General features: G+C 71.5%; 23 protein-coding genes and 1 pseudogene. 3 read left to right on the top strand and 21 right to left on the bottom strand.

The genetic code is table 11. From position 1 onward, the window contains the following. Nucleotide 1 precedes the first annotated feature (1 nt). From nuoL to Q3Y56_RS20330, 12 genes are all read right to left on the bottom strand, one after another. On the bottom strand, nucleotides 2-1,942 hold the full coding sequence (gene nuoL, locus Q3Y56_RS20385) for an NADH-quinone oxidoreductase subunit L (RefSeq protein WP_304463313.1): 1,941 nt from the start codon (nucleotides 1,940-1,942) through the stop codon (nucleotides 2-4). 16 nt (nucleotides 1,943-1,958) lie between these two features. Then, nucleotides 1,959-2,258, bottom strand: coding sequence for an NADH-quinone oxidoreductase subunit NuoK (gene nuoK, locus Q3Y56_RS20380; protein WP_304463312.1), 300 nt, complete (start codon nucleotides 2,256-2,258; stop codon nucleotides 1,959-1,961). Continuing rightward, nucleotides 2,255-3,178 (bottom strand): NADH-quinone oxidoreductase subunit J, encoded by a 924-nt coding sequence (locus tag Q3Y56_RS20375; protein WP_304463311.1) that lies wholly within the window; start codon nucleotides 3,176-3,178, stop codon nucleotides 2,255-2,257. The genes nuoK and Q3Y56_RS20375 overlap by 4 nt, the downstream gene beginning before the upstream one ends. Further along, nucleotides 3,175-3,816, bottom strand: coding sequence for an NADH-quinone oxidoreductase subunit NuoI (nuoI, locus tag Q3Y56_RS20370; protein ID WP_304463310.1), 642 nt, complete (start codon nucleotides 3,814-3,816; stop codon nucleotides 3,175-3,177). Before nuoI ends, Q3Y56_RS20375 begins: the two co-directional genes overlap by 4 nt. Beyond that, nucleotides 3,809-5,185: an NADH-quinone oxidoreductase subunit NuoH gene (nuoH, locus tag Q3Y56_RS20365; protein WP_304465701.1), complete on the bottom strand. Its 1,377-nt coding sequence runs from the start codon at nucleotides 5,183-5,185 to the stop codon at nucleotides 3,809-3,811. Before nuoH ends, nuoI begins: the two co-directional genes overlap by 8 nt. A gap of 38 nt (nucleotides 5,186-5,223) precedes the next feature. Further along, the gene (locus tag Q3Y56_RS20360; RefSeq protein ID WP_304463309.1) at nucleotides 5,224-7,776 is read right to left on the bottom strand and encodes an NADH-quinone oxidoreductase subunit G; all 2,553 of its coding nucleotides are present in this window, start codon (nucleotides 7,774-7,776) and stop codon (nucleotides 5,224-5,226) included. Beyond that, nucleotides 7,773-9,182 (bottom strand): NADH-quinone oxidoreductase subunit NuoF, encoded by a 1,410-nt coding sequence (gene nuoF / locus Q3Y56_RS20355; RefSeq protein ID WP_304463308.1) that lies wholly within the window; start codon nucleotides 9,180-9,182, stop codon nucleotides 7,773-7,775. Before nuoF ends, Q3Y56_RS20360 begins: the two co-directional genes overlap by 4 nt. Beyond that, nucleotides 9,182-9,991, bottom strand: a complete 810-nt coding sequence (gene nuoE / locus Q3Y56_RS20350; protein ID WP_304463307.1) for an NADH-quinone oxidoreductase subunit NuoE — start codon at nucleotides 9,989-9,991, stop codon at nucleotides 9,182-9,184. Before nuoE ends, nuoF begins: the two co-directional genes overlap by 1 nt. Before the next feature lie 17 nt (nucleotides 9,992-10,008). Further along, a complete protein-coding gene (locus Q3Y56_RS20345; protein WP_304463306.1) occupies nucleotides 10,009-11,346 on the bottom strand; it encodes an NADH-quinone oxidoreductase subunit D in 1,338 nt (445 codons plus the stop codon). After that, nucleotides 11,346-12,101, bottom strand: a complete 756-nt coding sequence (locus Q3Y56_RS20340; RefSeq protein ID WP_304463305.1) for an NADH-quinone oxidoreductase subunit C — start codon at nucleotides 12,099-12,101, stop codon at nucleotides 11,346-11,348. Before Q3Y56_RS20340 ends, Q3Y56_RS20345 begins: the two co-directional genes overlap by 1 nt. Beyond that, on the bottom strand, nucleotides 12,098-12,652 hold the full coding sequence (locus Q3Y56_RS20335; RefSeq protein WP_304463304.1) for an NADH-quinone oxidoreductase subunit B family protein: 555 nt from the start codon (nucleotides 12,650-12,652) through the stop codon (nucleotides 12,098-12,100). Before Q3Y56_RS20335 ends, Q3Y56_RS20340 begins: the two co-directional genes overlap by 4 nt. 66 nt (nucleotides 12,653-12,718) lie before the next feature. After that, nucleotides 12,719-13,078, bottom strand: a complete 360-nt coding sequence (locus tag Q3Y56_RS20330) for an NADH-quinone oxidoreductase subunit A (protein ID WP_304463303.1) — start codon at nucleotides 13,076-13,078, stop codon at nucleotides 12,719-12,721. A gap of 771 nt (nucleotides 13,079-13,849) precedes the next feature. On the opposite strand from Q3Y56_RS20330, the gene Q3Y56_RS20325 reads away from it, so the two are divergent. Then, nucleotides 13,850-14,674 (top strand): C40 family peptidase, encoded by an 825-nt coding sequence (locus Q3Y56_RS20325; RefSeq protein WP_304463302.1) that lies wholly within the window; start codon nucleotides 13,850-13,852, stop codon nucleotides 14,672-14,674. Between the two features lie 100 nt (nucleotides 14,675-14,774). Here Q3Y56_RS20325 and Q3Y56_RS20320 read toward each other — a convergent pair whose 3' ends face one another. Then, entirely contained in the window at nucleotides 14,775-15,194 is a 420-nt protein-coding gene (locus tag Q3Y56_RS20320; RefSeq protein ID WP_304463301.1) for a CBS domain-containing protein, read from the bottom strand. A gap of 344 nt (nucleotides 15,195-15,538) precedes the next feature. Between Q3Y56_RS20320 and Q3Y56_RS20315 the strand changes: the two genes are divergently transcribed. Next, the gene (locus tag Q3Y56_RS20315; protein ID WP_369696769.1) at nucleotides 15,539-15,853 is read left to right on the top strand and encodes a hypothetical protein; all 315 of its coding nucleotides are present in this window, start codon (nucleotides 15,539-15,541) and stop codon (nucleotides 15,851-15,853) included. On the opposite strand, the gene Q3Y56_RS20310 is transcribed toward Q3Y56_RS20315, so the two are convergent. The 6 genes and pseudogenes from Q3Y56_RS20310 to Q3Y56_RS20285 all read right to left on the bottom strand — a co-directional run bounded on the left by Q3Y56_RS20310 (nucleotide 15,819) and on the right by Q3Y56_RS20285 (nucleotide 23,619). Continuing rightward, nucleotides 15,819-17,150, bottom strand: a complete 1,332-nt coding sequence (locus Q3Y56_RS20310; protein ID WP_304463300.1) for a geranylgeranyl reductase family protein — start codon at nucleotides 17,148-17,150, stop codon at nucleotides 15,819-15,821. The genes Q3Y56_RS20315 and Q3Y56_RS20310 overlap by 35 nt on opposite strands. 180 nt (nucleotides 17,151-17,330) lie before the next feature. Next, nucleotides 17,331-18,026: a demethylmenaquinone methyltransferase gene (locus tag Q3Y56_RS20305; RefSeq protein ID WP_304463299.1), complete on the bottom strand. Its 696-nt coding sequence runs from the start codon at nucleotides 18,024-18,026 to the stop codon at nucleotides 17,331-17,333. A 141-nt stretch (nucleotides 18,027-18,167) separates the two neighbouring features. Then, on the bottom strand, nucleotides 18,168-18,806 hold the full coding sequence (locus Q3Y56_RS20300; protein WP_304463298.1) for a hypothetical protein: 639 nt from the start codon (nucleotides 18,804-18,806) through the stop codon (nucleotides 18,168-18,170). Between the two features lie 30 nt (nucleotides 18,807-18,836). Further along, nucleotides 18,837-20,036, bottom strand: a complete 1,200-nt coding sequence (gene mqnC / locus Q3Y56_RS20295; RefSeq protein WP_304463297.1) for a cyclic dehypoxanthinyl futalosine synthase — start codon at nucleotides 20,034-20,036, stop codon at nucleotides 18,837-18,839. 1,581 nt (nucleotides 20,037-21,617) lie between these two features. Continuing rightward, nucleotides 21,618-22,547: pseudogene (locus Q3Y56_RS20290) on the bottom strand (serine/threonine-protein kinase); the annotation flags it as partial. 160 nt (nucleotides 22,548-22,707) lie between these two features. Next, entirely contained in the window at nucleotides 22,708-23,619 is a 912-nt protein-coding gene (locus Q3Y56_RS20285) for a menaquinone biosynthetic enzyme MqnA/MqnD family protein (RefSeq protein WP_304463296.1), read from the bottom strand. Between the two features lie 293 nt (nucleotides 23,620-23,912). On the opposite strand from Q3Y56_RS20285, the gene Q3Y56_RS20280 reads away from it, so the two are divergent. Then, the gene (locus Q3Y56_RS20280) at nucleotides 23,913-24,116 is read left to right on the top strand and encodes a cold-shock protein (protein ID WP_003984261.1); all 204 of its coding nucleotides are present in this window, start codon (nucleotides 23,913-23,915) and stop codon (nucleotides 24,114-24,116) included. Between the two features lie 132 nt (nucleotides 24,117-24,248). Here Q3Y56_RS20280 and Q3Y56_RS20275 read toward each other — a convergent pair whose 3' ends face one another. Together Q3Y56_RS20275 and Q3Y56_RS20270 are read right to left on the bottom strand one after the other, a co-directional pair. Next, nucleotides 24,249-24,548: a hypothetical protein gene (locus Q3Y56_RS20275; protein WP_304463295.1), complete on the bottom strand. Its 300-nt coding sequence runs from the start codon at nucleotides 24,546-24,548 to the stop codon at nucleotides 24,249-24,251. Nucleotides 24,549-24,656: 108 nt separating this feature from the next. Next, nucleotides 24,657-26,648 (bottom strand): long-chain fatty acid--CoA ligase, encoded by a 1,992-nt coding sequence (locus Q3Y56_RS20270; protein WP_304463294.1) that lies wholly within the window; start codon nucleotides 26,646-26,648, stop codon nucleotides 24,657-24,659. Nucleotides 26,649-26,759: the final 111 nt, after the last annotated feature.

Below are 26,759 nucleotides of genomic sequence, written 5' to 3'. Positions count from 1 at the left end.
CTCAGACCGCCCTCATCAGCAGGGTCGCGGCGATGAGCACCGCCGCACCGCCGAACATCGAGACCGCGTACGTACGGGCGTAGCCGTTCTGCAGCTTCCGCAGCCGCGCGGACAGCCCGCCGACGGAGGCCGCGGTGCCGTTGACCACCCCGTCGACGAGCGTGTGGTCGACGTAGACCAGCCCCCGGGTCAGGTACTCGCCGGGCTTGACGAACACGGCGTGGTTGAAGTCGTCCTGGAGCAGGTCGCGGCGGGCGGCCCGGGTGAGCAGGCTGCCGCGTGGCGCGGTGCGGGGCACCGGCCTTCGGCCGTACTGCGCCCAGGCGAGCGCGACGCCGACCAGCAGCACGGCGACGGTGCCGCCGGTCACGGCCGCGGCGCTGAGCGGCGAGTCGCCGTGGCTGTGCCCGGTGACCGGCTCCAGCCAGTGCAGGAACGCGTCGTTGAGGCTGAACAGGCCGCCCGCGAAGACCGATCCGAAGGCGAGGACGATCATCGGGATCGTCATGGACTTCGGCGCCTCGTGCGGATGCGGCATCTCGCCCGGATGGACCTCGATGCCCGGTTCGACGCTGGGCACCGTGTCCGGGTCGGGGGCCGGCTCCCAGCGCTTCTCGCCGAAGAACGTCAGCAGCATCACGCGGGTCATGTAGTACGCGGTGATGGCCGCGCCCAGCAGCGCCGCGCCGCCGAGGATCCAGCCCTCCGTGCCGCCCTTGGCGAAGGCCGCCTCGATGATCTTGTCCTTGGACCAGAACCCGGACAGGCCGGGGAAGCCGATGATCGCGAGATAGCCGAGGCCGAAGGTGACGAAGGTGACCGGCATGTACCTCCGCAGCCCGCCGTACTTGCGCATGTCGACCTCGTCGTTCATGGCGTGCATGACCGATCCGGCGCCGAGGAACAGCCCGGCCTTGAAGAAGCCGTGGGTGACCAGGTGCATGATCGCGAAGACATAGCCGATCGGGCCCAGGCCGGCGGCCAGGATCATGTACCCGATCTGCGACATCGTGGAGCCGGCCAGCGCCTTCTTGATGTCGTCCTTCGCGCAACCGACGATGGCACCGAAGAGGAGCGTGACCGCGCCGACCGTCACCACCGCCGTCTGCGCGTCCGGCGCCGCGTTGAAGATCGCGCCGGAGCGGGTGATGAGGTAGACGCCGGCGGTCACCATGGTCGCCGCGTGGATGAGGGCGGAGACCGGGGTCGGGCCCTCCATCGCGTCGCCGAGCCAGGACTGGAGCGGCACCTGGGCCGACTTGCCGCACGCGGCGAGCAGCAGCATCAGCCCGATGGCGGTGAGCTTGCCCTCCCCCGCCTGCTCCGCCTCCGACAGCACCGGCGCGAAGGCGAACGTGCCGAAGGTGGTGAACATCAGCATGATCGCGATGGACAGGCCGACGTCGCCGACGCGGTTGACCAGGAACGCCTTCTTCGCGGCCGTGGCCGCGCTGGGCTTGTGCTGCCAGAAGCCGATGAGCAGGTACGAGGCGAGGCCCACGCCCTCCCAGCCGACGTACAGCAGCAGGTAGTTGTCGGCGAGGACGAGCAGCAGCATCGCGGCCAGGAACAGGTTGAGATAGCCGAAGAAGCGGCGGCGGCGCTCGTCGTGCTCCATATAGCCGATCGAGTAGATGTGGATCAGGGTTCCCACACCGGTGATCAGCAGCACGAAGGTCATCGACAACTGGTCGAGCTGGAAGGCGACGTCCGCCCGGAAGCCGCCGACCGGGACCCAGCTGAACAGGTGCTGGTGCAGGGCCCGTTCGTGCTCGTCCGCGCCCAGCATGTCGGCGAAGAGCACCGCGCCGACGGCGAACGAGGCCGCGGCCAGCGCGGTGCCGATCCAGTGCCCCGTACGGTCCAGACGGCGCCCGCCGCACAGCAGCACGGCCGCGCCGAGCAGCGGGGCCGCGACAAGCAATCCGATGAGGTTCTCCACTTGAACGCGACCCCTTCTAGAGCTTCATCAGGCTGGCGTCGTCGACCGAGGCCGAGTGGCGGGCGCGGAAAATCGTCACGATGATGGCCAGGCCGACCACGACCTCGGCCGCGGCGACCACCATCGTGAAGAAGGCCGCGATCTGGCCGTCGAGGTTGCCGTGCATCCGGGAGAACGCGACGAACGCCAGGTTGCAGGCGTTCAGCATCAGCTCGACGCACATGAACACGACGATGGCGTTCCGCCGGATCAGCACCCCGGCCGCGCCGATGGTGAACAGCAGCGAGGCCAGGTAGAGGTAGTTGACCGGATTCACTTGGCGGCTCCCCCTGAGTGCTGAGCGTCCCGCGCGTTGCCGTTCTCATCGGGCCGGTTGCCGCCCGACGCGCCGTTGGTTCCCTCGCCTTCCTGACCTTCGCCGGTCTCGGCCGCGCCGCCGCCCTCCCCGCTCTGCTGCCGCCACTGGCCGGCGCGCTGCTCCAGCGCCTTGAGGTCGGCCAGCGCCTCGCCCGAGACGTCGCGGACCTGGCCGCGACTGCGCAGGGTGGGGCTGACGGTGAGGTCGGAGACCGTGCCGTCGGGCAGCAGGCCGGGGATGTCCACCGCGTTGTGCCGGGCGTAGACGCCGGGCGCGGGCAACGGGGTGACCTGCTTGCCCTCGCGGATCCGCTGCTCGGCCAGTTCGCGCTGGCTCTTGCGGCCCTCGGTGCGCTCCCGGTGGGTGAGCACCATCGCGCCGACGGCCGCGGTGATCAGCAGTGCGCCGGTGATCTCGAAGGCGAAGACGTACTTGGTGAAGACGAGTTCGGCCAGACCCTCGACGTTGCCGCCGGAGTTGGCGTCGGCCAGGCCGTTCCAGGAGTTCAGCGAGGCGTTGCCGATGCCGGCGCAGAGCAGGATGCCGAAGCCGAGACCGCACAGGGCGGCCAGCCAGCGCTGACCCTTGATCGTCTCTTTCAGCGAGTCGGCGGCGGTGACGCCGACCAGCATGACGACGAAGAGGAACAGCATCATGATCGCGCCGGTGTAGACGACGATCTGCACGACGCCGAGGAAGTACGCCCCGTTGGCGAGGTAGAACACCGCCAGGATGATCATGGTCCCGGCCAGCGAGAGGGCGCTGTGCACGGCCTTCTTCATCAGGACCGTGCCCAGCGCGCCGACCACGGCGACCGTCCCCAGGATCCAGAACTGCACGGCCTCCCCGGTGGAGGCCGTGGCCGCGAGCGCGCTCATGCCTCCTCCCCCGTCCCCGCCGGCCGGGTACCTCCGGGGGCCGTGACCGCCTTCTCCGCCGGGGCCGAGGGCTCCTCGGACGGGGGCCGCTCGCCCTTGGAGACCGCGACCTGGCGCTCGGTGCCGGGCGCGGCCTCGGCCACCAGGCCCCGGTAGTAGTCCTGTTCGTCCATGCCGGGGTAGATCGCGTGCGGGGTGTCGACCATGCCCTCCCGCAGACCGGCGAGCAGCTCGTCCTTGGTGTAGATGAGCGACGCGCGGGTGCTGTCGGCGAGTTCGTACTCGTTGGTCATGGTCAGCGCGCGTGTGGGGCACGCCTCGACGCACAGGCCGCACAGGATGCAGCGCAGATAGTTGATCTGGTAGACGCGGCCGTACCGCTCACCCGGGGAGTAGCGCTCCTCGTCGGTGTTGTCCGCGCCCTCCACATAGATCGCGTCCGCCGGGCAGGCCCAGGCGCACAGCTCGCAGCCGATGCACTTCTCCAGCCCGTCCGGGTGCCGGTTGAGCTGGTGGCGGCCGTGGAAGCGAGGGGCCGTCGGCTTCTTCTCCTCCGGGTACTGCTCGGTGATCCGCTTCTTGAAGATGTTCCGGAAGGTCACACCGAAGCCCGCGACCGGGTTTTCGAACTCAGGCACCGTCGGCCTCCTTTCCGTCACTGTCAGTATTGAGGCCACCACTGACAATCAGGTCGCCGTCACGGCGCGGGCGGCGGCGCGGTACGGACGGCGGGGTCTGTCCGGGCAGCGGGGGAACCGGGTAGCCGCCGGCCATCGGGTCGAAGGCGGACGGTGGCGGTGGCGGCGCCTTCGCCGCGGTCCGCTCCTCCGCGCGCTCCCGGAAGACGTCGGCGACGAAGGAGAGCAGCAGCAGCGCCACGATGCCGCCGCCGACGTAGAGCACGATCTGGTGGAAGTCGTAGTCCTCGTTGCGCAGCGCCCGCACGGTGGCGACGAGCATCACCCAGACCGCGGAGATGGGGATGAGGACCTTCCAGCCCAGCTTCATGAACTGGTCGTAGCGCACCCGGGGGACCGAGGCGCGGATCCAGATGAAGACGAACAGCAGCGTGCTGACCTTGACCAGGAACCACAGCAGCGGCCACCAGCCGTGGTTGGCGCCCGTCCAGAAGGCGCTGATCGGCCACGGCGCCCGCCAGCCGCCCAGGAACAGGGTGACGGCGACCATCGAGAGGGTGACCATGTTGATGTACTCGGCGAGCATGAACATCGCGAACTTGATCGACGAGTACTCGGTGTTGAAGCCGCCGACCAGGTCGCCCTCGGACTCCGGCATGTCGAACGGGGTGCGGTTGGCCTCGCCGATCATGGCGACGATGTAGACCAGGAACGACACCGGCAGCAGCACCGCGTACCAGCGGCCCTGCTGCGCCTCCACGATGGCGGAGGTCGACATCGACCCGGAGTAGATGAACACCGCCGCGAAGGACAGGCCCATCGCGATCTCGTAGCTGATCATCTGCGCGCAGGAGCGCAAGCCCCCCAGCAGCGGGTACGTCGACCCGGAGGACCAGCCCGCGAGCACGACGCCGTAGATGCCGACCGAGGCGGTCGCCAGGATGTACAGGACCGCGATCGGCAGGTCCGTGAGCTGCATCGCGGTACGGGTCCCGAAGACCGAGACCTCGTTGCCCGCCGGGCCGAAGGGGATGACCGCGACCGCCATGAACGCGGGCACCGCGGCGACGATCGGCGCGAGGACGTAGACCACCTTGTCCGCGCGCTTGACGACCACGTCCTCCTTGAGCATCAGCTTCACGCCGTCCGCGAGGGACTGGAGCATGCCCCACGGGCCGTGCCGGTTGGGGCCGATCCGCTGCTGCATCCAGCCGAGGACCTTGCGCTCCATGACGATCGAGATCAGGACCGTCACCATCAGCATCGCGAAGCAGAAGACGGCCTTGACCAGGATCAGCCACCAGGGGTCGCCCCCGAACATGGACAGGTCCTCGGCCGCGAGCACACCGCCGCGGGTCTGGGACGCCATGGGCGCCGCGTGGGCGAAGGTCGCGTGGGCGAAGGCGGTCACGCTTCCACCTCCGGTTCGGTGGTCTCCGGCGCGGCCGCGGACGCGGCCGCCGGGCCGATGCGGACGAGGTCACCGGGCCGGGCCCCGGTGTCGTGGCTCACCGAGCCCGACGCGCCGCCGCGCGGCGAGTTGAGCGGGAGCCAGACGACCCGGTCCGGCATCGGCGTGATCCGCAGCGGCAGTTCGACCGCGCCCACCGGGCCGGTGACCGCGAGCAGGTCGCCGTCCTTCACGCCCGTCTCGGCGGCGGTGGCCGCCGACAGCCGGGCCACGGCGGCGTGCCGGGTCCCGGCCAGAGCCTCGTCGCCCTGCTGGAGCAGCCCCTGGTCGAGCAGCAGCCGGTGGCCGGCCAGCACCGCCTCGCCCTCCTCGGGGCGCGGCAGTGCCTGCCCGATCGCGACGGGATCGGCCGGGTACGGCCCGTCCCACGTGCCCAGCCGGGCCATCTCGCGGCGTACGGCCGCCAGGTCCGGCAGCGCCAGGCCGCCCGGCCCTGCCGCACCGGCGGCGCCGGCCATCGCGTCGGCGAGCATGTGCAGCACCCGGGCGTCCGGCGGGAAGTGCTGCCGGGTGGCCTGGGCGGGCTTGATGGCGGTCTCGAACGGCCGGGCCCGGCCCTCCCAGTTGAGGAAGGTCCCCGGTTTCTCGGCGACCGCCGCCACGGGCAGCACCACATCGGCCCGCGCGGTCACCTCGGTCGGCCGCTGCTCCAGGCTCACCAGGAACCCGATCTCCGCCAGCGCCTCGACGGCCCGCGCCGGATCCGGCAGGTCGGCGACCTCCACGCCCGCGATGAGCAGCGCCCCGAGCTCGCCACTCGCCGCGGCCTCGACGATCTGGCCGGTGTCCCGGCCGTAGGTGTGCGGCAGCCCGTCGACGCCCCACGCGTCGGCGACCTGCTGCCGCGCGCGCGGGTCGGTCGTGGGACGGCCGCCGGGCAGCAGTCCGGGCAGCGCCCCGGCCTCGACGGCGCCGCGCTCCCCGGCCCGCCGCGGGATCCAGGCCAGCGCGGCGCCGGTGGCGGCCGCCAGCCGTACCGCCGCGGTGAGCGCGCCGGGGACGGCCGCGAGCCGCTCGCCGACCACGATCACCGCGCCCTCGGCGCGCAGCGCCTCGGCCACCGCCCGGCCGTCGTCGTCCAGGCCGGTCGCGGCGGCGAGCGCGTCGAGCCACTCGGTCTCGGTGCCGGGCGCGGCGGGGAGCAGCGTGCCGCCCGCCTTCGTCAGCCCGCGGGTGGCGTGGGTGGCCAGGGCGAAGGTGCGCTGCCCGTGCTTGCGGTGCGCCTTGCGCAGCCGCAGGAAGACCCCGGGTGCCTCCTCCTCCGCCTCGAACCCGGCGAGAAGGACGGCCGGTGCCTGCTCGAGCGACCTGTACGTGACACCCGTGCGGTCCAGGTCCCGGCCGCGGCCGGCCACCCGCGCGGCCAGGAAGTCGGCCTCCTCGCTGCTGTGCACGCGGGCCCGGAAGTCGATGTCGTTGGTGTTCAGGACGGTCCGGGCGAACTTGGCGTACGCGTACGCGTCCTCGACGGTGAGGCGGCCGCCGGTCAGCACGCCGGTGCGGCCCCGCGCCGCCGTCAGCCCCTCGGCGGCGGCCGCCAGCGCCTCGGGCCAGCTCGCGGTCCGCAGCTCGCCGGTCTCCCGGTCGCGCACCAGCGGGGTGGTCAGCCGGTCCGGAAGCTGGGCGTAGCGGAAGGCGAACCGCCCCTTGTCGCAGATCCACTCCTCGTTGACCTCGGGGTCGTTGCCCGCGAGCCGCCGCAGCACCTTGCCGCGCCGGTGGTCGGTACGGGTGGCGCAGCCGCCCGCGCAGTGCTCGCACACCGACGGCGAGGAGACCAGGTCGAAGGGGCGGGAACGGAACCGGTAGGCCGCCGAGGTCAGCGCGCCGACCGGGCAGATCTGGATGGTGTTCCCGGAGAAGTACGACTCGAAGGGCTCGTCGCCGATGCCGACCTGCTCCAGCGCGCCACGGTCCAGCAGCTCGATCATCGGGTCGCCGGCGATCTGCTGCTGGAAGCGGGTGCAGCGGGCGCAGAGCACGCAGCGCTCGCGGTCCAGCAGCACCTGGGTGGAGAGCGGGATGGGCTTTTCGTACGTGCGCTTGCGGCCCTCGAAGCGGGTGTCGGCCTGGCCCGCGCTCATCGCCTGGTTCTGCAGCGGGCATTCGCCGCCCTTGTCGCAGACGGGGCAGTCCAGCGGGTGGTTGATCAGCAGCAGCTCCATCACGCCGCGCTGCGCCTTCTCGGCGACGGGCGAGGAGAGCTGCGTCTTGACGACCATCCCGTCGGTGCAGGTGATGGTGCACGAGGCCATCGGCTTGCGCTGGCCCTCGATCTCGACGATGCACTGGCGGCAGGCGCCCACCGGGTCCAGCAGCGGGTGGTCGCAGAACCGCGGGATCTCGATGCCGAGCAGCTCGGCGGCGCGGATGACCAGCGTCCCCTTGGGGACGGAGATCTCGATGCCGTCGATGGTCAGCGACACCAGGTCCTCGGGTGGCACCGCGGCCTCGCCTCCTGAGGAGGGAGCATTGGTGGTCACTGTCATGCGTTCACCTCCAGGTGAGAGGTCTTCGGGCCGTCGGCCCAGGCGGTGGACGCCGCCGGGTCGAAGGGGCAGCCGCGGCCGGTGATGTGCTGCTCGTACTCCTCGCGGAAGTACTTCAGCGAGGAGAAGATCGGGGAGGCGGCGCCGTCGCCGAGGGCGCAGAACGACTTGCCGTTGATGTTGTCGGCGATGTCGTTCAGCTTGTCGAGGTCCTCCATGCGGCCCTTGCCGGCCTCGATGTCGCGCAGCAACTGGACCAGCCAGTAGGTGCCTTCGCGGCAGGGGGTGCACTTGCCGCAGGACTCGTGGGCGTAGAACTCGGTCCAGCGGGTGACGGCCCGCACCACGCAGGTGGTCTCGTCGAAGCACTGCAGGGCCTTGGTGCCGAGCATCGAGCCGACCGCGCCGACGCCCTCGTAGTCCAGGGGGACGTCCAGGTGCTCGTCGGTGAGCAGCGGGGTGGAGGAGCCGCCGGGCGTCCAGAACTTGAGCCGATGCCCGTGGCGGATGCCGCCGGACATGTCGAGCAGCTGGCGCAGGGTGATGCCGAGCGGGGCCTCGTACTGGCCCGGGTTGGTGACGTGTCCGGACAGCGAGTAGAGCGTGAAGCCGGGGGACTTCTCGCTGCCCATCGAACGGAACCATTCCTTGCCCTTGTTGAGGATCGCGGGAACGGACGCGATGGACTCGACGTTGTTCACCACAGTGGGGCAGGCGTACAGGCCGGCGACGGCCGGGAAGGGGGGACGCAGCCGGGGCTGGCCGCGGCGGCCTTCGAGGGAGTCCAGCAGCGCGGTCTCCTCGCCGCAGATGTAGGCGCCCGCGCCCGCGTGCACGGTGATGTCGAGACCGGGGAGGCCGTCCAGGCCGAGGGCCTCGCGGCGCCGTTCGGCCGGGCCGAGGTAGCCCGCTTCGTACGCCTCGCGTACGGCCTCGTGCAGCCGCCGCAGTACGGGGACGACCTCGCCCCGCAGATAGACGAAGGCGTGCGCGGAGCGAATGGCGTGGCAGGCGATGACCATGCCTTCGATGAGCGCGTGCGGGTTGGCGAAGAGAAGGGGGATGTCCTTGCAGGTGCCGGGTTCGGATTCGTCGGCGTTGACGACGAGGTAGTGCGGCTTGCCGTCGCCCTGGGGGATGAACTGCCACTTCATCCCGGTGGGGAAGCCCGCGCCGCCGCGGCCGCGCAGCCCCGCGTCCTTCACCAGCGCGATGACGTCGTCGGGCGCCATGGCGAGGGCCTTGCGCATGCCCTCGTAGCCCTCGTATCGGCGGTAGGTCTCCAGGGTCCAGGAGTGCGGCTGGTCCCAGAAGGCGGTCAGGACGGGGGCGAGCAGCTTCTCGGCACTGGTCTCTCCTCCGGCCTCCGGCCGGGTGGCGCCGCCATCCGCGGTTGCCACGGTCATCACTTCCCCTCCTCGGTGACCGGACCGGACGGGTGGTGCGGGTCGGAGTCGGAGGTCTGCTGCGGCGCGTCGTGCGAACCGGGGTGCGTCGGCGGCTCCTCCCCCGCCGGACGGGCGGCGGCGCGCGGCGCGACGACCTTCCCCGGCGGTGCCTCGCCCCTGGCCAGCCGCAGGCCGACCAGGGAGGCGGGGCCCGCGCCGCCGGTGGCCTCGACCGCGCCGGGGCGGGTGTCGGGGAATCCGGCGAGGATCCGCGCCGTCTCCTTGAAGGTGCACAAGGGGGCGCCGCGGGTGGGCTCCACGGTCCGCCCCGCGCGCAGGTCGTCCACGAGCCGCTTGGCGGACTCGGGCGTCTGGTTGTCGAAGAACTCCCAGTTCACCATCACCACGGGGGCGAAGTCGCAGGCCGCGTTGCACTCGATGTGTTCGAGAGTGACCTTGCCGTCCTCGGTGGTCTCTCCGTTGCCCACGCGCAGGTGCTCCTGGAGAGCGGCGAAGATGGCGTCGCCGCCCATGACCGCGCACAGGGTGTTGGTGCAGACCCCGACCTGGTAGTCGCCCGACGGCCGCCGCCGGTACATGGTGTAGAAGGTGGCGACCGCGGTGACCTCGGCGGTGGTCAGGTCCAGCATCTCGGCGCAGAACCGCATGCCGGTGCGGGTGACGTACCCCTCCTCGGCCTGCACCAGGTGCAGCAGCGGCAGCAGCGCGCTGCGGCTGCCGGGGTAGCGGGCGATCACCTCCCTGGCGTCCGCCTCCAGCCGCTCCCGGACGTCGGCCGGGTAGTCCGGGGCGGGAAGTTGGGGCATGCCCAAACTGACATCGGTCACCGGTCGACGCCTCCCATCACGGGGTCGATGGACGCCACCGCGACGATGACGTCGGCGACCTGGCCGCCCTCGCACATCGCCGCCATGGACTGCAGGTTGGTGAAGGACGGGTCGCGGAAGTGCACCCGGTACGGGCGGGTGCCGCCGTCGCTGACCACGTGCACGCCCAGTTCGCCCCTGGGCGACTCGATCGCCGTGTACACCTGGCCCGGCGGGACCCGGAAGCCCTCGGTCACCAGCTTGAAGTGGTGGATCAGGGCCTCCATCGAGGTGCCCATGATCTTCTTGATGTGGTCGAGGGAGTTGCCGAGCCCGTCGGGCCCCAGCGCGAGCTGCGCGGGCCAGGCGATCTTCTTGTCCGCGACCATCACCGGGCCGGGCCGCAACCGGTCCAGGCACTGCTCGACGATCCGCAGCGACTGGCGCATCTCCTCCACGCGGATCACGAAGCGCCCGTAGGAGTCGCAGGTGTCGGCGGTGGGGACGTCGAAGTCGTAGGTCTCGTAACCGCAGTACGGCTGCGACTTGCGCAGGTCGTGCGGGAGACCGGTGGAGCGCAGTATCGGGCCGGTGATGCCGAGCGCCATGCAGCCGGCGAGGTCCAGATAGCCGGTGCCCTGCAGGCGGGCCTTGAAGATCGGGTTGCCGGTGGCGAGCTTGTCGTACTCGGGGAGGTTCTTGCGCATCTGCTTCACGAAGGCGCGCACCTGATCGACCGCGCCCGGCGGCAGGTCCTGGGCGAGGCCGCCCGGCCGGACGTACGCGTGGTTCATCCGCAGGCCGGTGATCAGCTCGAACAGGTCGAGGATCGCCTCGCGGTCGCGGAAACCGGTGAACATCACGGTGATCGCGCCGAGCTCCATGCCGCCGGTGGCCGCGTAGACCAGGTGGGAGGAGATCCGGTTGAGCTCCATGAGCATCACCCGGATGATCGTGGCGCGCTCGGGGATCTGGTCCTCGATGCCGAGCAGCCGCTCCACGCCCAGGCAGTACCCCACCTCGTTGTGGAAGGGCGTCAGATAGTCCATGCGCGTGACGAAGGTGCTGCCCTGGGTCCAGGTCCGGTACTCGAGGTTCTTCTCGATGCCGGTGTGCAGATAGCCGATGCCGCAGCGGGCCTCGGTGACGGTCTCGCCGTCGATCTCCAGGACGAGCCGGAGCACCCCGTGGGTGGACGGGTGCTGCGGCCCCATGTTGACGATGATCCGCTCGTCGTCGGCCTTGGCCGCGGCGTCGGCGACCTCGTCCCAGTCCCCGCCGGTGACGGTGTAGACGGTGCCCTCGGTGGTCTCGCGCGAGCCGGCCGGTGGCGTTGCGTGGGTGGCGTTGGACATCAGCTGTACGACCTCCGCTGGTCGGGAGCCGGGATCTCGGCGCCCTTGTACTCGACGGGGATGCCGCCGAGTGGGTAGTCCTTGCGCTGCGGGTGGCCCTGCCAGTCGTCGGGCATCATGATCCGGGTGAGCGCCGGGTGGCCGTCGAAGATCAGGCCGAAGAAGTCGTAGGTCTCGCGCTCGTGCCAGTCGTTGGTCGGATAGACGTCGACGATCGACGGGATGTGCGGGTCGCTGTCGGGCGCGGTCACCTCCAGTCGGATCAGCCGGTTGTGGGTGATCGAGCGCAGGTGGTAGACGGCGTGCAGCTCGCGGCCCTTGTCGTCGGGGTAGTGGACGCCGCTCACGCCGGTGCAGAGCTCGAAGCGCAGGGCGGGGTCGTCGCGGAGGGTGCGGGCGACGTGCGGAAGGTGCTCGCGGGCGATGTGGAAGGTGAGTTCGCCGCGGTCCACGACGGTCTTCTCGATCGCGTTCGACGGCACCAGGCCCTGTTCGTCGAGGGCGCCTTCGAGCTCGTCGGCGACCTCGTCGAACCACCCTCCGTACGGGCGGGTGGCGGCCCCCGGCAGCCGGACGGACCGCACCAGGCCGCCGTAGCCGGAGGTGTCGCCGCCGTTCTTCGCGCCGAACATGCCCCGCTGGACGCGGATCGCCTCGCCGTGGTCACCGCGCTGACCGGGCAGGTTCTGGGCGTTGAGGTCCTTCTCGGGGTTCACGCCGTTGCCCTGGGGGTTGGCGCCGTTGGAGTCGCTCACCGCAGCAGCCCCTTCATCTCGATCGTCGGGAGCGCCTTGAGCGCCGCTTCCTCCGCCTCGCGGGCCGCCTGCTCGCGGTTGACGCCGAGCTTCTCGGTGCGGATCTTCTCGTGCAGCTTGAGGATCGCGTCGAGGAGCATCTCGGGCCGCGGTGGGCAGCCGGGCAGATAGATGTCGACGGGGACGATGTGGTCGACGCCCTGCACGATCGCGTAGTTGTTGAACATGCCGCCGGACGAGGCGCACACGCCCATCGAGATCACCCACTTGGGGTTCGGCATCTGGTCGTAGACCTGGCGCAGCACCGGGGCCATCTTCTGGCTGACCCGGCCGGCCACGATCATCAGGTCGGCCTGGCGCGGCGAGGCGCGGAACACCTCCATGCCCCAGCGCGCGAGGTCGTACCGCCCGGCGCCGGTGGCCATCATCTCGATAGCGCAGCACGCGAGGCCGAAGGTCGCGCCGAAGACGGAGGACTTCCGCGCCAGCCCCGCCGTGCGCTCGACCGTCGTGAGCAGGAACCCGCTCGGCAGCTTCTCTTCGATTCCCATGCGATGTGCCCTCTCACTCCCTTGAGATCCGTGTGGGCCGAGATCCGTGTGAGCCGCCGGCGCCCTCTAGTCCCACTCCAGGCCGCCGCGGCGCCAGACGTAGGCGTAGGCGACGAAGACGGTGAGCACGAAGAGGAGCATCTCGACGAGTCCGAACAGCCCCAGCGCGTCGAAGGTGACGGCCCAGGGGTAGAGGAAGACGATCTCGATGTCGAAGACGATGAAGAGCATCGCCGTCAGGTAGTACTTGATCGGGAAGCGACCGCCGCCGGTCGGCTGCGGGGTCGGCTCGATACCGCATTCGTATGCGTCGAGCCTGGCCCGGTTGTACCGCCTGGGGCCGATGATCGACCCCATGAAGACGGAGAAGATCGCAAAGCCTGCCCCGAGGGCTCCCAGTACGAGGATGGGCGCGTATGCGTTCACCGTCCTCGCTCCCTTCGTCGACGCTGACTGTGGGGTCCCCGCCGCGGCGGGGGCGGACCGCCGGGCGAGCGCGCCGCCACACGAAGATCGTGTTTATGTGAGGCAGTTCACAAGCCCGATTCGCCTGCATCCTATGCCTGTCGGTCTGTGATCTGCGACACGGGGTACGGGAACGTCTTTGTGATCTCCACCACCTGACGAAGGATCATGAAGTCGGATGAGCGACCCGCTTTCCACGTGAAGTGTCCGAGCGATCGCTAGACGTGACATTTCGCATCGGAATGCCTGGTCAGAGGGGTCTGGCCCTATCAAGGAATGACTGGTACGCGCAAATTCGCGATGGACGCCGTCAACTGATATTGAGGCGCCACTCGGGCAGGGGATGGCGGGTACCGACCCCTTCGAGGCGCCCGGATCACCCACTCGTGAACCGGGGCGCGAGCGCGCCCGAGGCTCGAGGGGCGTCCGGAGAGCGCCTCGGCGAGCGTCCAGAACGGGCCCCGGCCGGCGTGAGGTATCCCACGCTCCCACTACTTGTCGATCTCGATTTCAGGCGAAACCTTGGCGCGGCACCCCGGATGGTGATAGGCGATGACGCAGCGCGTTCGGGGCGCCAAAAGCCATGCGTATACACATGATCGAGAATTTCGGACACGGCGGACGACGGCTCGATCGAGGCCGAAGAGGGCGAATTCCGGCCGCGTACATGCCAAATGTGGCGCACGCCACGTTTGTTGATCTCAACCTTCGCGCCCTGATAGCCGTGTACTCATGTCCCCGATCGCACACATACCCAGCCACCGGAAGCCCCGCCGTGCCGCGTCCTCCACGCGCGCACTCCGCGCCGGGGTGACCGGTGGCATCCTCACCCTCGCGGTGGCCGGCACCTCGGTGCAGGCCAACGCCACCGAGACGGCCGCCGAGTCGACGCTGGAGATGCCGACCGTCAGCGACGCGCTGGCGACCACCGCCGCGCAGACCGCCGCCGCCACCGAGGAAGCAGCGTTCGGCTACGAGCTGCAGGCGCAGCAGGACGACGCCGCCGACAAGGCCCGCAGCGCTGCCAAGAAGGCCCACGCCGAGGCCGTACGGAAGGCCAAGGCCGCGGAAGCCAAGCGCAAGGCCGCCGAGCGGCGCGCCGAGAAGGCCGCGCAGGAGCGCGCCTCCCGCTCCGCCGAGCGCACCTCGCTCTCCGCCCCCTCCACCGGCTCCCCCTCGGTGCCGTCCTCCTCGTCCGCGACCGGGAGCGTCGCGACGCTGCTGAGCTTCCTGCAGGGGCAGGTGGGCAAGGCGTACGTGTCCGGCGCGACCGGCCCGTCCGCGTACGACTGCTCCGGTCTGACCATGACCGCGTTCAAGCAGATCGGCATCACCCTGCCGCGCGTGTCGCAGGACCAGTCGACCGTGGGCACCCAGGTCTCGCTGAACGCCCTGCAGCCCGGCGACATCCTCTACTGGGGCAGCTCCGGCAGCGCCTGGCACGTCGCCGTCTACATCGGCGACGGCAAGTTCATCGGCGCGCAGAACCCGAGCAGCGGCGTCGTCGTGCGCGACATGAGCTACGACATGCCGACCGGCGCGGTGCGCGTTCTGTAAGCGCTTCTGTGCTTCTGTGGCGAAGGGCCGCCGTCCCCTCTCGGGGCGGCGGCCCTTCGCCGCTCCTCGGCCGGTCCCTCGTCGCTCCCCGACCCGGTCCCTAACCCGCGGCGTAGATCTCGTGGGCGAACTCCGCGATCTGCGCGTCGGACAGATGCCGTACCAGGTCCGCCTCGCTGATCATCCCGACCAGCTCCTTGTTCTTGATCACCGGCAGCCGGCGGATGCGGTGGGTCTCCATCTCCCGCAGTACTTCGCTGATGTCGGCGTCGGCGTTGATCCAGCGCGGGGTGCCCTTGGCCATCTGGCCCGCCGTCACCGTGGCCGGGTCATGGCCGGCCGCGACGCATCCCACGACGATGTCGCGGTCGGTGAGGATGCCGCACATGCGCTGGTTGACGTCGCTGATCGGCAGCGCCCCGACGTTCAGCTCCCGCATCACCTGGGCCGCGCGGTCCAGCGTCTCCGTCGCCGGGATCCACTGCGCGCCCGGGTGCATGATGTCCGCGGCGGTGGTCATGGTCGTCCTCTCCTCCGGGCCCGTGGCGGCGCAGTCGGCCCGAGGGCCCTGGTCCCGGTGTCGCCGCGGCTGACGCGCACGACGCCCCTCTCCCACTATCACCGTCCCGGCCACGCCCCGCGACCGCTGCCGGACAGGTGACACGGGGCCGCCGGGCGGGTACCCGGAAGCGCCGCCGACCCGCGGAAGGAGCAAGCCCTCATGCTCACCACCGACTACACGCCCGGAGCACCCAACTGGCTCGACCTCGGCGCGCCGGACGTCGACGCGGCCGCCGCCTTCTACACCGGGCTCTTCGACTGGACACCACGGACCGGGAGGCCGCCCGCGCCTTCTAACGCGCCGTGTTCGGCTGGGACAGCACGGACCTGCCGATGGGCGACCTCCCGTACACCGTGCTGTTCCGGGGCGGTGGCGGGCGGGACACGTCCTTCGGCGGCATCGTGCCGCTGACGGCCGGCGGCAGCCCGCGCTGGATCCCCTACTTCGAAGTGGCCGACTGCGACGCGGTCGTCGCCGACGCCCAGCGGCGCGGCGGCACGGTCGTGGCACCCGCCGCGACCGCGGAGGGCATCGGGCGGATGGCGCACCTCGCCGATCCGCACGGAGCGCCCTTCGCGGTCATCACGAGCGAGGCGCCACCTTCGTCAGGCCGTTGATGACGCGGTCCATCGCGTCTCCGCCCTGCGGATCGGTGAGGTTCGCCAGCAGCTTGAGGGTGAAGCGCATCAGCATCGGATGGCTGAGGCCGCGCTCGGTGGCCAGCTTCATGATCTTCGGGTTGCCGATCAGCTTCACGAACGCGCGGCCGAGGGTGTAGTAGCCGCCGTACGTGTCCTTGATGACCTTCGGGTAGCGCTGGAGGGCGAGTTCGCGCTGTGCCGGTGTGGCGCGGGCGTGCGCCTGGACGATCACGTCCGCCGCGATCTGGCCCGACTCCATGGCGTACGCGATGCCCTCGCCGTTGAACGGGTTGACCATGCCGCCCGCGTCGCCGACCAGCAGCAGCCCGCGCGTGTAGTGCGGCTGCCGGTTGAAGGCCATCGGCAAGGCGGCGCCGCGGATCGGGCCGGTCATGTTCTCCGGGGTGTAGCCCCACTCCTCGGGCATGGAGGCGCACCACGCCTTGAGGATCTCGCGCCAGTCCAGCTCCTTGAACGCCGCGGAGGTGTTGAGCACGCCCAGGCCCACGTTGGAGGTGCCGTCGCCCATCCCGAAGACCCAGCCGTAGCCGGGCAGCAGCCGCGGCTGCGCGCCGCGCCGGTCCCACAACTCCAGCCAGGACTCCAGGTAGTCGTCGTCGTGCCGGGGCGAGGTGAAGTAGGTCCGTACGGCCACGCCCATCGGGCGGTCCTCGCGGCGGTGCAGCCCCATGGCCAGCGACAGCCGCGTGGAGTTGCCGTCGGCCGCCACGACGAGCGGGGCGTGGAAGGTGACCGGGGTCTTGTCCTCGCCCAGCTTCGCCCGCACACCGGTGATCCGGCCCGTACGGTCGTCGACGATCGGCTCGCCCACGTTGCAGCGCTCGTACAGCCGGGCCCCGGCCTTCTGCGCCTGCCGGGCCAGCTGCTCGTCGAAGTCGTCGCGCTTGCGGACCAGGCCGTAGTCGGGGAAGGAGGCCAGCTCCGGCCAGTCGAGCTGGAGCCGGACGCCGCCCGCGATGATGCGGAGCCCCCTGTTCCGCAGCCAGCCCGCCTCTTCGGAGATGTCGATGCCCATGGCGACGAGCTGCTTGGTGGCCCGCGGGGTGAGACCGTCGCCGCACACCTTCTCGCGCGGGAAGGCGGTCTTCTCCAAAAGAAGGACGTCGAGCCCGGCCTTGGCGAGGTAGTACGCCGTCGTGGAACCGGCGGGCCCGGCGCCGACGACGATGACGTCGGCGGTGCGCTCGGAGGCGAGCGTCTCGGAGCCGAGCGTCTCGGCGGAAGCGCTCTCGGCGGATGCGGACTCGCTCACGAAAGGTCTCCCGGAGGCTCGGTAACGGAGTGACGAGGACGTGCCGGGCACCCCGGACACGGGACAAGTGCAGTCTATGGGGGGTCTACGGCCCACCGGCGTCAGCCGGTCGGCGTTCCGGAGCCCGCCTGGGCGGGCATCCGGCGTCAGCGGCGGGCGTCAGGCGTCAGTGGGCCGGCGTCAGCCGGTCTTCGTCGCGCGGTGCAGCGCCACGATGCCGCCGGTGAGGTTGCGCCAGGCCACCCGCGACCACCCGGCCTGCTGGAGCCGACCGGCCAGACCCGCCTGGTCGGGCCAGGCCCGGATCGACTCGGCGAGGTAGACGTAGGCGTCCGGGTTGCTGCTCACGGCCTTCGCGACGGGCGGCAGGGCGCGCATCAGGTACTCGGTGTACACGGTCCGGAACGGCGCCCACGTCGGACGGCTGAACTCGCAGATGAGCAGCCGCCCGCCCGGCTTGGTCACGCGCAGCATCTCGCGCAGCGCGCGGTCCGTGTCCTGGACGTTCCGCAGTCCGAAGGAGATCGTGACGGCGTCGAAGACCCCGTCCGCGAAGGGCAGCCGGGTCGCGTCGCCCGCGGTCAGCGGCAGCGAGGGGTGGCGCCGCTTGCCCTCGCGCAGCATGCCGAAGGAGAAGTCGCAGGGGACGACTTCGGCGCCGGCCGCCGTGAAGGGCAGCGAGGAGGTGCCCGTGCCGGCGGCGAGGTCGAGGACGCGCTCGCCCGCGCGGACGGCGAGGGAGCGCGCCACCGCCTTGCGCCACAGGCGGGCCTGTCCCAGCGAGAGCACGTCGTTGACCAGGTCGTATTTGGCCGCGACGTCGTCGAACATCGCGGCTACTTCATGGGGCTGCTTGTCCAGGGTCGCTCGGGTCACGCCCCTATTGTTCACCCTTGGCTACGCGCGGGAGCGCGCGGGTCGCCGGGCCGGGTCCTCCTCCCGGGCCCCGCCCTTCCCGACTGCGTTCGTATGCGGCCGGGAAGGCGCGGGACTGGGAAAACGCCTTCGGAGCACGCCTCAGCGGCGGCGGTGCAGCAGGCGGCCTCCCAGGACGGTCGCCACGCAGCTCCGCGCCCCTGCCTCCGCCCCCGCCTCCGTCAGGGACACCGGCACGGCGTCCTCCGCCGGGACCGCGAAGACCGCGAAATCCGCCCGCGCGCCGACGGCCAGCGTCCCCGCGAAACCCGCACCCGGCGCGGCGCCCTCGGCGGGCGCCCCGGGCAGCAGTGCCAGGCCGGACCGCGCCACCGCCGTGCGCACCTCCGGCCGGGTGAACGGGCCGACCACCGCCGTGACGCCGCTCCGCAGCAGCCGTTGCACCCCGCGCCGCGCGCTCTCGCCCCACCGGGCATCGGTCATCCCGAGCGCCGTCAGCGCCTCGCCGGTGACCGGCTCGGTGCCCAGTACGTCGGCCTCCCGCGGGTCCGGGTGGTACGCGGCCTCCAGGAACCCCGCCGCGTCGCCGCGGACCAGCCCGGGGGTGAGGACGCCGGGCCAGCGCCGTACCCGGGCGTGCGGGTACGCGGCGGCCACCTCCTCGTACGGGCCGAGCGCCGCGATCCGGTCGCCGTCGACCGCGACCGCCCCACCGGGCACGGGCACCTGCTCGTGCCCGGCGCCGGGCACGAGCAGGTCGGCGGCGTGGATCGTCAACATGGTGCCGGGTGCGTCAGCTCGTCGGGGACGTCAGTTCGTGCCGATCAGCTTGAGTTCCGGGTGGGCCGTACCGCCCTCGATGGCCGTCGAGGACAGGTGCGAGACGACCCTGTCGTCGACCGGGTCGTTCGCCGGGTCGTCGTGCACCACCAGGTGCTCGTACGTCGTGGCACGTTGCGCCGGGACCCGGTCCGCCTTGCGGATGAGGTCGAGCAGTTCCAGTCGGTTGGACCGGTGCCGGGCCCCCGCCGAGGAGACGACGTTCTCCTCCAGCATCACCGAGCCGAGGTCGTCCGCCCCGTAGTGCAGGGTCAGTTGGCCCGCTTCCTTGCCGACGGTCAGCCAGGAGCCCTGGATGTGCGCGACGTTGTCGAGGAACAGGCGCGCGACCGCGATCATGCGCAGGTACTCGAAGACCGTGGCCTGGGTGCGGCCCTTCAGGTGGTTGTTCTCCGGCTGGTACGTGTACGGGATGAAGGCCCGGAAGCCACCCGTGCGGTCCTGCACGTCGCGGATCATCCGGATGTGCTCGATCCGCTCGGCGTTGGTCTCGCCGGTGCCCATCAGCATGGTGGAGGTCGACTCGACGCCGAGGTTGTGCGCCGCCTCCATGATCTCCAGCCAGCGCTCGCCGGACTCCTTGAGCGGCGCGATGGCCTTGCGGGGGCGTGCCGGGAGCAGTTCGGCGCCGGCGCCCGCGAACGAGTCCAGGCCCGCGGCGTGGATACGGGTGATGGCCTCCTCGACGGAGACTCCGGAGATCCGGGCCATGTGCTCGACCTCGGAGGCGCCGAGGGAGTGGATGACCAGCTGCGGGAACTCCTTCTTGATGGCCGAGAAGTGCTTCTCGTAGTACTCCACGCCGTAGTCCGGGTGGTGGCCGCCCTGGAACATGATCTGGGTGCCGCCCAGTTCCACGGTCTCGGCGCAGCGCCGCAGGATGTCGTCGAGGTCGCGGGTCCAGCCCTTGGCGGTGTCCTTGGGCGCGGCGTAGAAGGCGCAGAACTTGCACGCCGTCACGCAGACGTTCGTGTAGTTGATGTTGCGCTCGATGATGTACGTCGCGATGTGCTCGGTGCCCGCGTACCGGCGGCGGCGGGCCGCGTCGGCGGCGGCGCCCAGGGCGTGCAGCGGCGCGCCGCGGTACAGGTCGAGCGCCTCCTCGGGGGTGATCCGGCCACCGGCGGCAGCGCGGTCGAGCACGGACTGGAGGTCAGTGGTCTCGGTCACCGGGTCGTCCCTTTCGGAGGGGTTGCGGACGGACTTGACCAGCGTACGCCAGCGTTTCCGGCCGTCCGTGGCGGGACCCTGGGGCACGGCGGAGGGCACGGCGGAGCCAGGCGCCGTCCTCGGTCAGGCACCGTCCTTGGTCAGGCGGGACGACGGCTTGCCGCCGTCCGGGTCCTGCGACGTGAACAGCAGCGTGCCGTCGCTCTGGAGCGCGAAGGTCGTGGTGGTGGTGTTGTGCGTGCACAGGGCGCTGGTCGGCTGGGACTCGTCGGCGCGCTCCACGAGTTCGATGCGCTTGCCGTCGGCGGACGTCAGCTTGGACTTGGCGTGGCAGGTCAGGCCGACGGACTGGATCTTCACCTCGTAGCGGGTACGGACGACGACGTCGCCGGGCTTCCCGGTGGTGATGGTCGCGGTCATCGTGCCGTTGGGCGTGCCGTCCTGCTGCTTGACGTCGCCCGTCCACGTACCGATGAACGACTTCGGCACCGAGCCGGTCGCACCGTCCGGGGCCGTGGAGCCCGGATCCGGGGTCGAGTCGCCGGGGTCCAGGGTCGGCGGTTCCGCGTCGTCGTGGCCCGCGCTGTCGGGATCGCGGGGGGACGGCCCCGCGCTGATCCCGGGCCGCTTGGCACTGCTGTCCTTCTTCTCCTCGCTCCCGCCGTGCAGGAGACCGAAGACGAACGCCCCGGTCGTCGCCACGGCGAGCGCGCCCGCGACGGACAGCACCAGGCTGCAGCTCACCGTCCTCGGCTGGCTCTTGCCGCCGAGGACGGCGGACACGGCGATACGGCGGCTTCCGCCACTGCCCGAAGCCGCCTCCCCGGCATCCGCCGGGCCCGACGGCGCGGCGGGGCGCGGCACCGCGGGCTGAGTGGGGAAATGGGCCGAAGCCGGGGGCCGCGGGTGGTCGTCCGGGGCCTGGCCGGGCGCGCCGGTGGCCTGAGCGGGTACGCCGGGGGCACGGTCGCCGTACGACGGGTCGGGCGGCCCGAACGCCCCTGGCGGCGCCACCTCCGCCCCGACGGTCCGCTCGGTGAACGGGATGAGCCCCGAGGGCAGCCCGGCAGCGGGCACGGCTCCGGAGCCATGCCCCGTACCTGGGGCGGGGGCCGGTCCCGAGGTGGAAGCCGGTCCCGAAGCGGGCGCCGTCCCTTGGGCGGGCGCCGGCCCCGAGGCCGACGAGCCTGTAGGCGGGGCCTGTCCCTGATCCGAGGACGAGTCCGACGGGGCGGCCTGGAGCGGGTCTGCCGAAGGCGGGGTCCCGCCCGGGACCCCGGGCGACGGAGTCCGCCGCGGGCCCGAGTCCTCGCCTGACGGAATGCGGCCCGTGCCCGAGACCTCGACCGACGGACTGTGGCTCAGGCCCGCGGTTCCGGCCGATGAGGTCCGGCCCACGCCCGGGACCCCGGTCGATGGCGCCGGGCCCAGCCCCGGACTCCCGGCCGTCGGACTCTGATCCACCCCCGAGCCCCCGGCCGATGACGGCTGTCCTACGCCCCGGCCCTCGGCCGACGAGGGCTCGCCCACGCCCAGGCCCCCGGGCGACGCGATCCGGTCCACGCCCAACCCCTCAGCCGACGACGGCGGAGCGGAGGGCGCCGGGGCAGCCGCCTCCAGGTCGAGCAGGGCCACTGCCTGTCTGCTGACCCGCTCCACCAGCGGGCCCGGCAGCCAGCCCGGTCCGGCGAGTTCCGCGGCGCGGCCCGTGGGCGCGAGTCGGCGGACGATCTCCTCCGGGCTCGGCCGGTCGGCCGGGTCCTTGGCCAGGCAGGCGGCGACCAGGTCGCGCAGGTCTCCGGTGAGCCGCGGGCCGAGCCGGGCCTCCTCGTGGACCACCTTGTACAGCAGCGCGGCCGAGCTGTCCCCGGGGAACGGCCCGGCACCCGTCGCCGCGTACGCCAGCACCGCGCCCAGCGAGAAGACGTCGGAGCCGCCCCGCACGGTCTCTCCGAGGATCTGCTCGGGAGACATGTAGCCGGGCGAGCCGATCGAGGCGCCGGTGGAGGTGAGGGACACCGTCCCGTCGACGGCGCGGGCGATGCCGAAGTCGATCAGCCGCGGGCCGTCCAGCGTGAGCAGCACGTTGGACGGCTTGACGTCGCGGTGGACCAGGCCGAGGGCGTGCACGGTGGCGAGCGCCTCCGCGAGCCCGGCGGCCAGCGCCCGTACGCACGGCTCGGGCAGCGGGCCGGACTCGCCGACGGCCTGGCTCAGCGGCGGGCCCGCCACGTAGCCGGTGGCGACCCACGGGACGGCGGCCTCCGGGTCGGCGTCCAGGACCGGCGCGGTCCAGGCGCCGCCGACCCGCCGGGCGGCATCGACCTCCCGCCGGAACCGGGCGCGGAACTCCTCGTCCGCTGTGAGATGCGGGTGCACGACCTTCACGGCGACCGTACGGCCGCCCGCGGTGCGCCCCACGTACACGCGGCCCATACCGCCCGCGCCGAGCCGGCCCAGGAGCCGGTACGCCCCGACGACCTGCGGATCGTCCGCTTGCAGCGGATGCATCGCGTTGCCTCCCCCTCGACTGGCGCCGATCCAGCTTAGGGCGCGACCGGCGCCTGAGGGGGCGGCTCCGCCTGTCGCCCGACAGCCTCGGGCAGCCGTTCAGACGGGCTCCGCCGTCGGCAGACCTACTCCGCGGTCGGCAGACGGTCTCCGCCCGCCGTCAGGCAGGCTCCACCGTCGTCAGGCGGTCCCCCTGCGGCAGCAGGTCCACGCGGACGTCGGCCGGGTAGCCCAGCGCGGGGGCCGTGCGGCGGACGAACTCCGCGATGCCCGCCAGCTGCTTCTCGCCGAGGCTGAAGTCGAGGGTGGTGAAGTACCGCTCCAGGACCGGCGCCGTCAGCGCCTCCCAGCGCGCCGCCTGCTCGGCGACCTTCGTGACTTCCTCCAACGACAGGTCGCGGGAGGCCAGGAACGCCTCGTGGATCTTGTGTACGATCCGCGGCTCCCGTGCCACGTACTCGCGGCGGGCGGCCCAGACCGCGAAGACGAACGGCAGCCCGGTCCACTCCTTCCACATGTGCCCCAGATCGTGGACCTGGAGGCCCAGCTTGGGGGCGTAGTGCAGATTGGCGCGCAGCGCGGCGTCGCCGATGAGCACGGCCGCGTCCGCCTCCTGCATCATCAGGCTGAGGTCGGGCGGGCAGGAGTAGTAGCGGGGCTGGACGCCGTAGCGCTCCGCGAGCAGCAGCCGCGCCAGCTCCACGGAGGTACGGGACGCGGAGCCGAGCGCGACCCGGGCCCGGTCCAGCTGCTCCAGCGGCAGCTGGGAGACGATCACGCAGGACATGACGGGGCCGTCGCAGCCGACGGCGATGTCCGGCAGCGCGACCAGGTCGTCGGCGTGCCGCAGGTACTCGACCAGGCTGATCGGTGCGATGTCGAGGTCTCCGCGGACCAGCTGATCGTTGAGCGCGTCAGGGGTTGCCTTGGTGAGCTCCAGATCGAGCAGGGTGCCCGTGCGGGCGAGGCCCCAGTACAGGGGCAGACAGTTGAGGAACTGAATGTGACCGACCCGCGGCCGGCTCCGGTGGTGACCGGTGGCGGTGGCGGCGGCAGGGGCTGAATTGTCCACATACGGAGGCTAGCCCTGGGGGCGCGCGGTACCGCGCCGGGGGTACGCGCCGGGCGCGCCCGAACCGGCGCGACCTGCGGGTCTTCCCGTCCACCGGCCGCTGGAAACACCCCGTTGTCGTGATCTTCGGCTCTTTCCTCACGCGCGCGCACCGTGCTAGGCTCGCCGCAAGTTGCAGTTTGGTTTCCCTTGCAGTACAGAGCCTGCGGAGCATGTGACCCGCAGGCTTTTGTAATTTTCAGACTTCTTGCAGGTTCTGGAGCAGGGCGACCCTTTGGCCCAAGGAGGGCTTTATGGCTACCGGAACCGTCAAGTGGTTCAACGCCGAGAAGGGCTTCGGCTTCATCGCCCAGGACGGCGGCGGTCCCGACGTCTTCGTGCACTACTCCGCGATCAACGCCTCTGGCTTCCGCTCCCTGGAGGAGAACCAGCAGGTGAACTTCGACGTCACCCAGGGTCCGAAGGGCCCGCAGGCGGAGAACGTCACCCCGGTCTAAGTTGCCCGGGCCGACCGATCGCGGTCGACGCGTAGTACCCGATGTGCAGTACCCAAGGAGCCCTGCCCCCGCCACGGCGGAGGAGCGGGGCTCCTGCCTTTTGAGCGGCCATTCAGTGGCCGTCCCACCTCTTCAGTGATCGTCCCAGTGGCCCTCGTGCGTGGCATGCCGGTGGCCGTTGTGGACGTAGTCGACATGATCGCCGTGCTGGAGCTGCTGGTGGCCGCAGGCGGGGCCGTGCTGGTGAGCGTGATCCGGGTGCACGATGTGCTCGGTGGGCTCGCATTCATCCCAGTGGCCGTCATGGGCACGGTGCAGATGGCCGTCGTGCGCGTAGTCCACGTGGTCGTTGTGCGGGATCTGCGGATGCCCGCAGTCGGGGCCGTGGACATGGCCGTGGCCTGAATGCTGCTGGTGGGCGGCGGTCGTCATCCTCTCACTCCCAGTGATTGGCTCCACTTTGCCCCTTTCGCACTATACGCCGCCCCGCGATCTTTATCGCACGCCTCAGCCCGCTCGCGCGCGCCCCGCCCCGCCCCGCTATCGCTCGTAAAGCCCTTCGATCTCCTTGGCGAAGTCGCGTGCCACCGCCGCCCGCTTCAGCTTCAGTGACGGCGTCAGATGCCCCGACTCGTCCGTCCACTCCCCCGGCAGCACCGCGAACCGGCGGATCGACTCGGCCCGCGAGACAAGGGCGTTGGCGTCGTCGACAGCGCGCTGAAGGTCCGCCAGCAGTTCCTCGTCCTTCACCAGCAGCCGCACCGGCACGTCCTGCTTCTTGTGCATCTGCCGCCAGTGCGCCAGCCCCTCCGGCTCCAGGGTGAGCAGCGCCGTGACGTACGGGCGGTCATCGCCGACCACCATGCACTGGCCGACCAGCGGATGCGCGCGCAGCCGGTCCTCCAGCGGGGCGGGCGCCACGTTCTTGCCGCCCGAGGTGATGATCAGCTCCTTCTTGCGGCCGGTGATGGTGAGATAGCCGTCGGCGTCCAGCGCGCCGATGTCGCCGGTGGCGAACCACCGCTCCCCCGCCGCGCCGTCACCCCCGACCGGCGCGCCGCGCTCCGCGTCCCAGTACCCGGCGAAGACCTGGCCGCCCCGGAGCAGCACCTCGCCGTCGTCCGCGATCCGCACCGCGGTGCCCGGCAGCGGCCAGCCCACCGTCCCCAGCCGGGGTTTGAGCGGTGGCATGAGGGTGGCGGCCGCGGTGGTCTCCGTCAGCCCGTACCCCTCGAAGACCTCGATGCCCGCGCCGGTGTAGAAGGCCCCGAGCCGGCGGCCGAGCGGCGAGCCGCCGCAGATGACGTAGCGCACCCTGCCGCCGAGCGCGGCCCGGATCCGGCGGTAGACCAGCGGGTCGTACAGCGCGCGGGCCGCCCGCAGCCCCCATCCGGGGCCCGGCCCGGTGCCGTGCTGCGCGGCCTCCTCCGCCTCGCCGTAGCGCGTGGCGACCCGGGCGGCCCGGTCGAAGGAGGCGGCGCGGCCCATCCTCTCGGCCGTGGCCCGCCCGGTGTTGAACACCTTCTCCAGCACGTACGGGATGGCGAGCAGGAACGTCGGCCGGAATCCGGCCAGGTCGGCGAGCAGGTCCTCGGTGCGGATGCTGGGCGCGTGGCCGAGCCGGACGCGCGCCCGCAGGCATCCGACGGCGACCATGCGCCCGAAGACATGGGACAGCGGGAGGAACAGCAGGGTCGAGGCGGGGTCCTTGCTGACGGACCGGAAGACCGGGTGGAGCAGTTCCGTGGAGTTGTCCACCTCCGCGAAGAAGTTGCCGTGGGTGAGCACACAGCCCTTGGGGCGGCCCGTGGTGCCCGACGTGTAGATGAGCGTGGCGATGTCCTGCGGGCCGCGCTCCGCCCGCCGCCGCTCCACCGCCTCGTCGGGGACGTCCCGCCCCGCCGCCGTGATCTGGCCGATCGCCCCGGCGTCGAACTGCCACAGGTGGGCCAGGGCCGGCAGCTCTCCCCGCACGCCGCTGATCAGCCGGGCCTGTTCGACGTTCTCCACCGCGCAGGCCGCGGCTCCCGAGTCCCGCAGGATCCAGCGCGCCTGGAGGGCCGAGGAGGTGGGGTACAGCGGGACGGTGACCAGCCCCGCGGTCCAGGCGGCGAAGTCGAGCAGGGTCCATTCGTACGTCGTACGGGCCATGATGGCGAGCCGGTCGCCGGGCCGCAGCCCGTGCGCGATCAGGCCCTTGGCGGCGGTGTGCACCTCGGTGGCGAACTCCGCCGCCGTGACGTCCCGCCAGCTCCCGTCCGGCCGCCTGCGGCTGAGGACCGGTTCGGTGGGGGCCTCGGCGGCGTTGCCGAAGGGGATCTCGGCGAGGCTGCCGCGCGTCACGGGCGGTACCAGCGGCGGGACCTCCGCCTGCCGGGGCACGCCGGCGACGACGTCCACCGCGGGCGCGGTGAGAGCGGGGCCGGGGCTCGGGCTGATGCTGGGGCTGGTGTGGGGGCTGGTGTGGGGGCTGGTGTGGGGGTTGGTGTGAGGGTTCGTGTGGGGGTTGGTCGGTGCTGACTGCTCTGTCATGGCGACTCCTGACCCGTCAGTAACCTTACGAAAAAGTAAGGCTGGGCCGAAGGCCATGGGAAGCCCCGTGACAGCGCGAGCCGTGTTGAGCGCGGGCGCGCGGTATCAGGG

The sequence above is a fragment of the Streptomyces sp. XD-27 genome (genome assembly GCF_030553055.1).
In the GTDB taxonomy this organism is placed as follows: Bacteria; Actinomycetota; Actinomycetes; order Streptomycetales; family Streptomycetaceae; genus Streptomyces.
Note: the sequence above shows the minus strand (reverse complement) of the source record. Positions and strands in the feature narration are given on the sequence as shown.

Coding starts and splice junctions, on each gene's coding strand:
- Q3Y56_RS20375 (WP_304463311.1), bottom strand. CDS start 3,178: ATGAGCGCGCTCGCGGCCACGGCCTCCACCGGGGAGGCCGTGCAGTTC.
- Q3Y56_RS20275 (WP_304463295.1), bottom strand. CDS start 24,548: ATGACGACCGCCGCCCACCAGCAGCATTCAGGCCACGGCCATGTCCAC.
- Q3Y56_RS20280 (WP_003984261.1), top strand. CDS start 23,913: ATGGCTACCGGAACCGTCAAGTGGTTCAACGCCGAGAAGGGCTTCGGC.
- Q3Y56_RS20300 (WP_304463298.1), bottom strand. CDS start 18,806: ATGTTGACGATCCACGCCGCCGACCTGCTCGTGCCCGGCGCCGGGCAC.
- Q3Y56_RS20360 (WP_304463309.1), bottom strand. CDS start 7,776: ATGACAGTGACCACCAATGCTCCCTCCTCAGGAGGCGAGGCCGCGGTG.
- Q3Y56_RS20270 (WP_304463294.1), bottom strand. CDS start 26,648: ATGACAGAGCAGTCAGCACCGACCAACCCCCACACGAACCCTCACACC.
- Q3Y56_RS20335 (WP_304463304.1), bottom strand. CDS start 12,652: ATGGGAATCGAAGAGAAGCTGCCGAGCGGGTTCCTGCTCACGACGGTC.
- Q3Y56_RS20345 (WP_304463306.1), bottom strand. CDS start 11,346: ATGTCCAACGCCACCCACGCAACGCCACCGGCCGGCTCGCGCGAGACC.
- nuoH (WP_304465701.1), bottom strand. CDS start 5,185: ATGGCGTCCCAGACCCGCGGCGGTGTGCTCGCGGCCGAGGACCTGTCC.
- nuoF (WP_304463308.1), bottom strand. CDS start 9,182: ATGACCGTGGCAACCGCGGATGGCGGCGCCACCCGGCCGGAGGCCGGA.
- nuoE (WP_304463307.1), bottom strand. CDS start 9,991: ATGCCCCAACTTCCCGCCCCGGACTACCCGGCCGACGTCCGGGAGCGG.
- Q3Y56_RS20320 (WP_304463301.1), bottom strand. CDS start 15,194: ATGACCACCGCCGCGGACATCATGCACCCGGGCGCGCAGTGGATCCCG.
- Q3Y56_RS20325 (WP_304463302.1), top strand. CDS start 13,850: ATGTCCCCGATCGCACACATACCCAGCCACCGGAAGCCCCGCCGTGCC.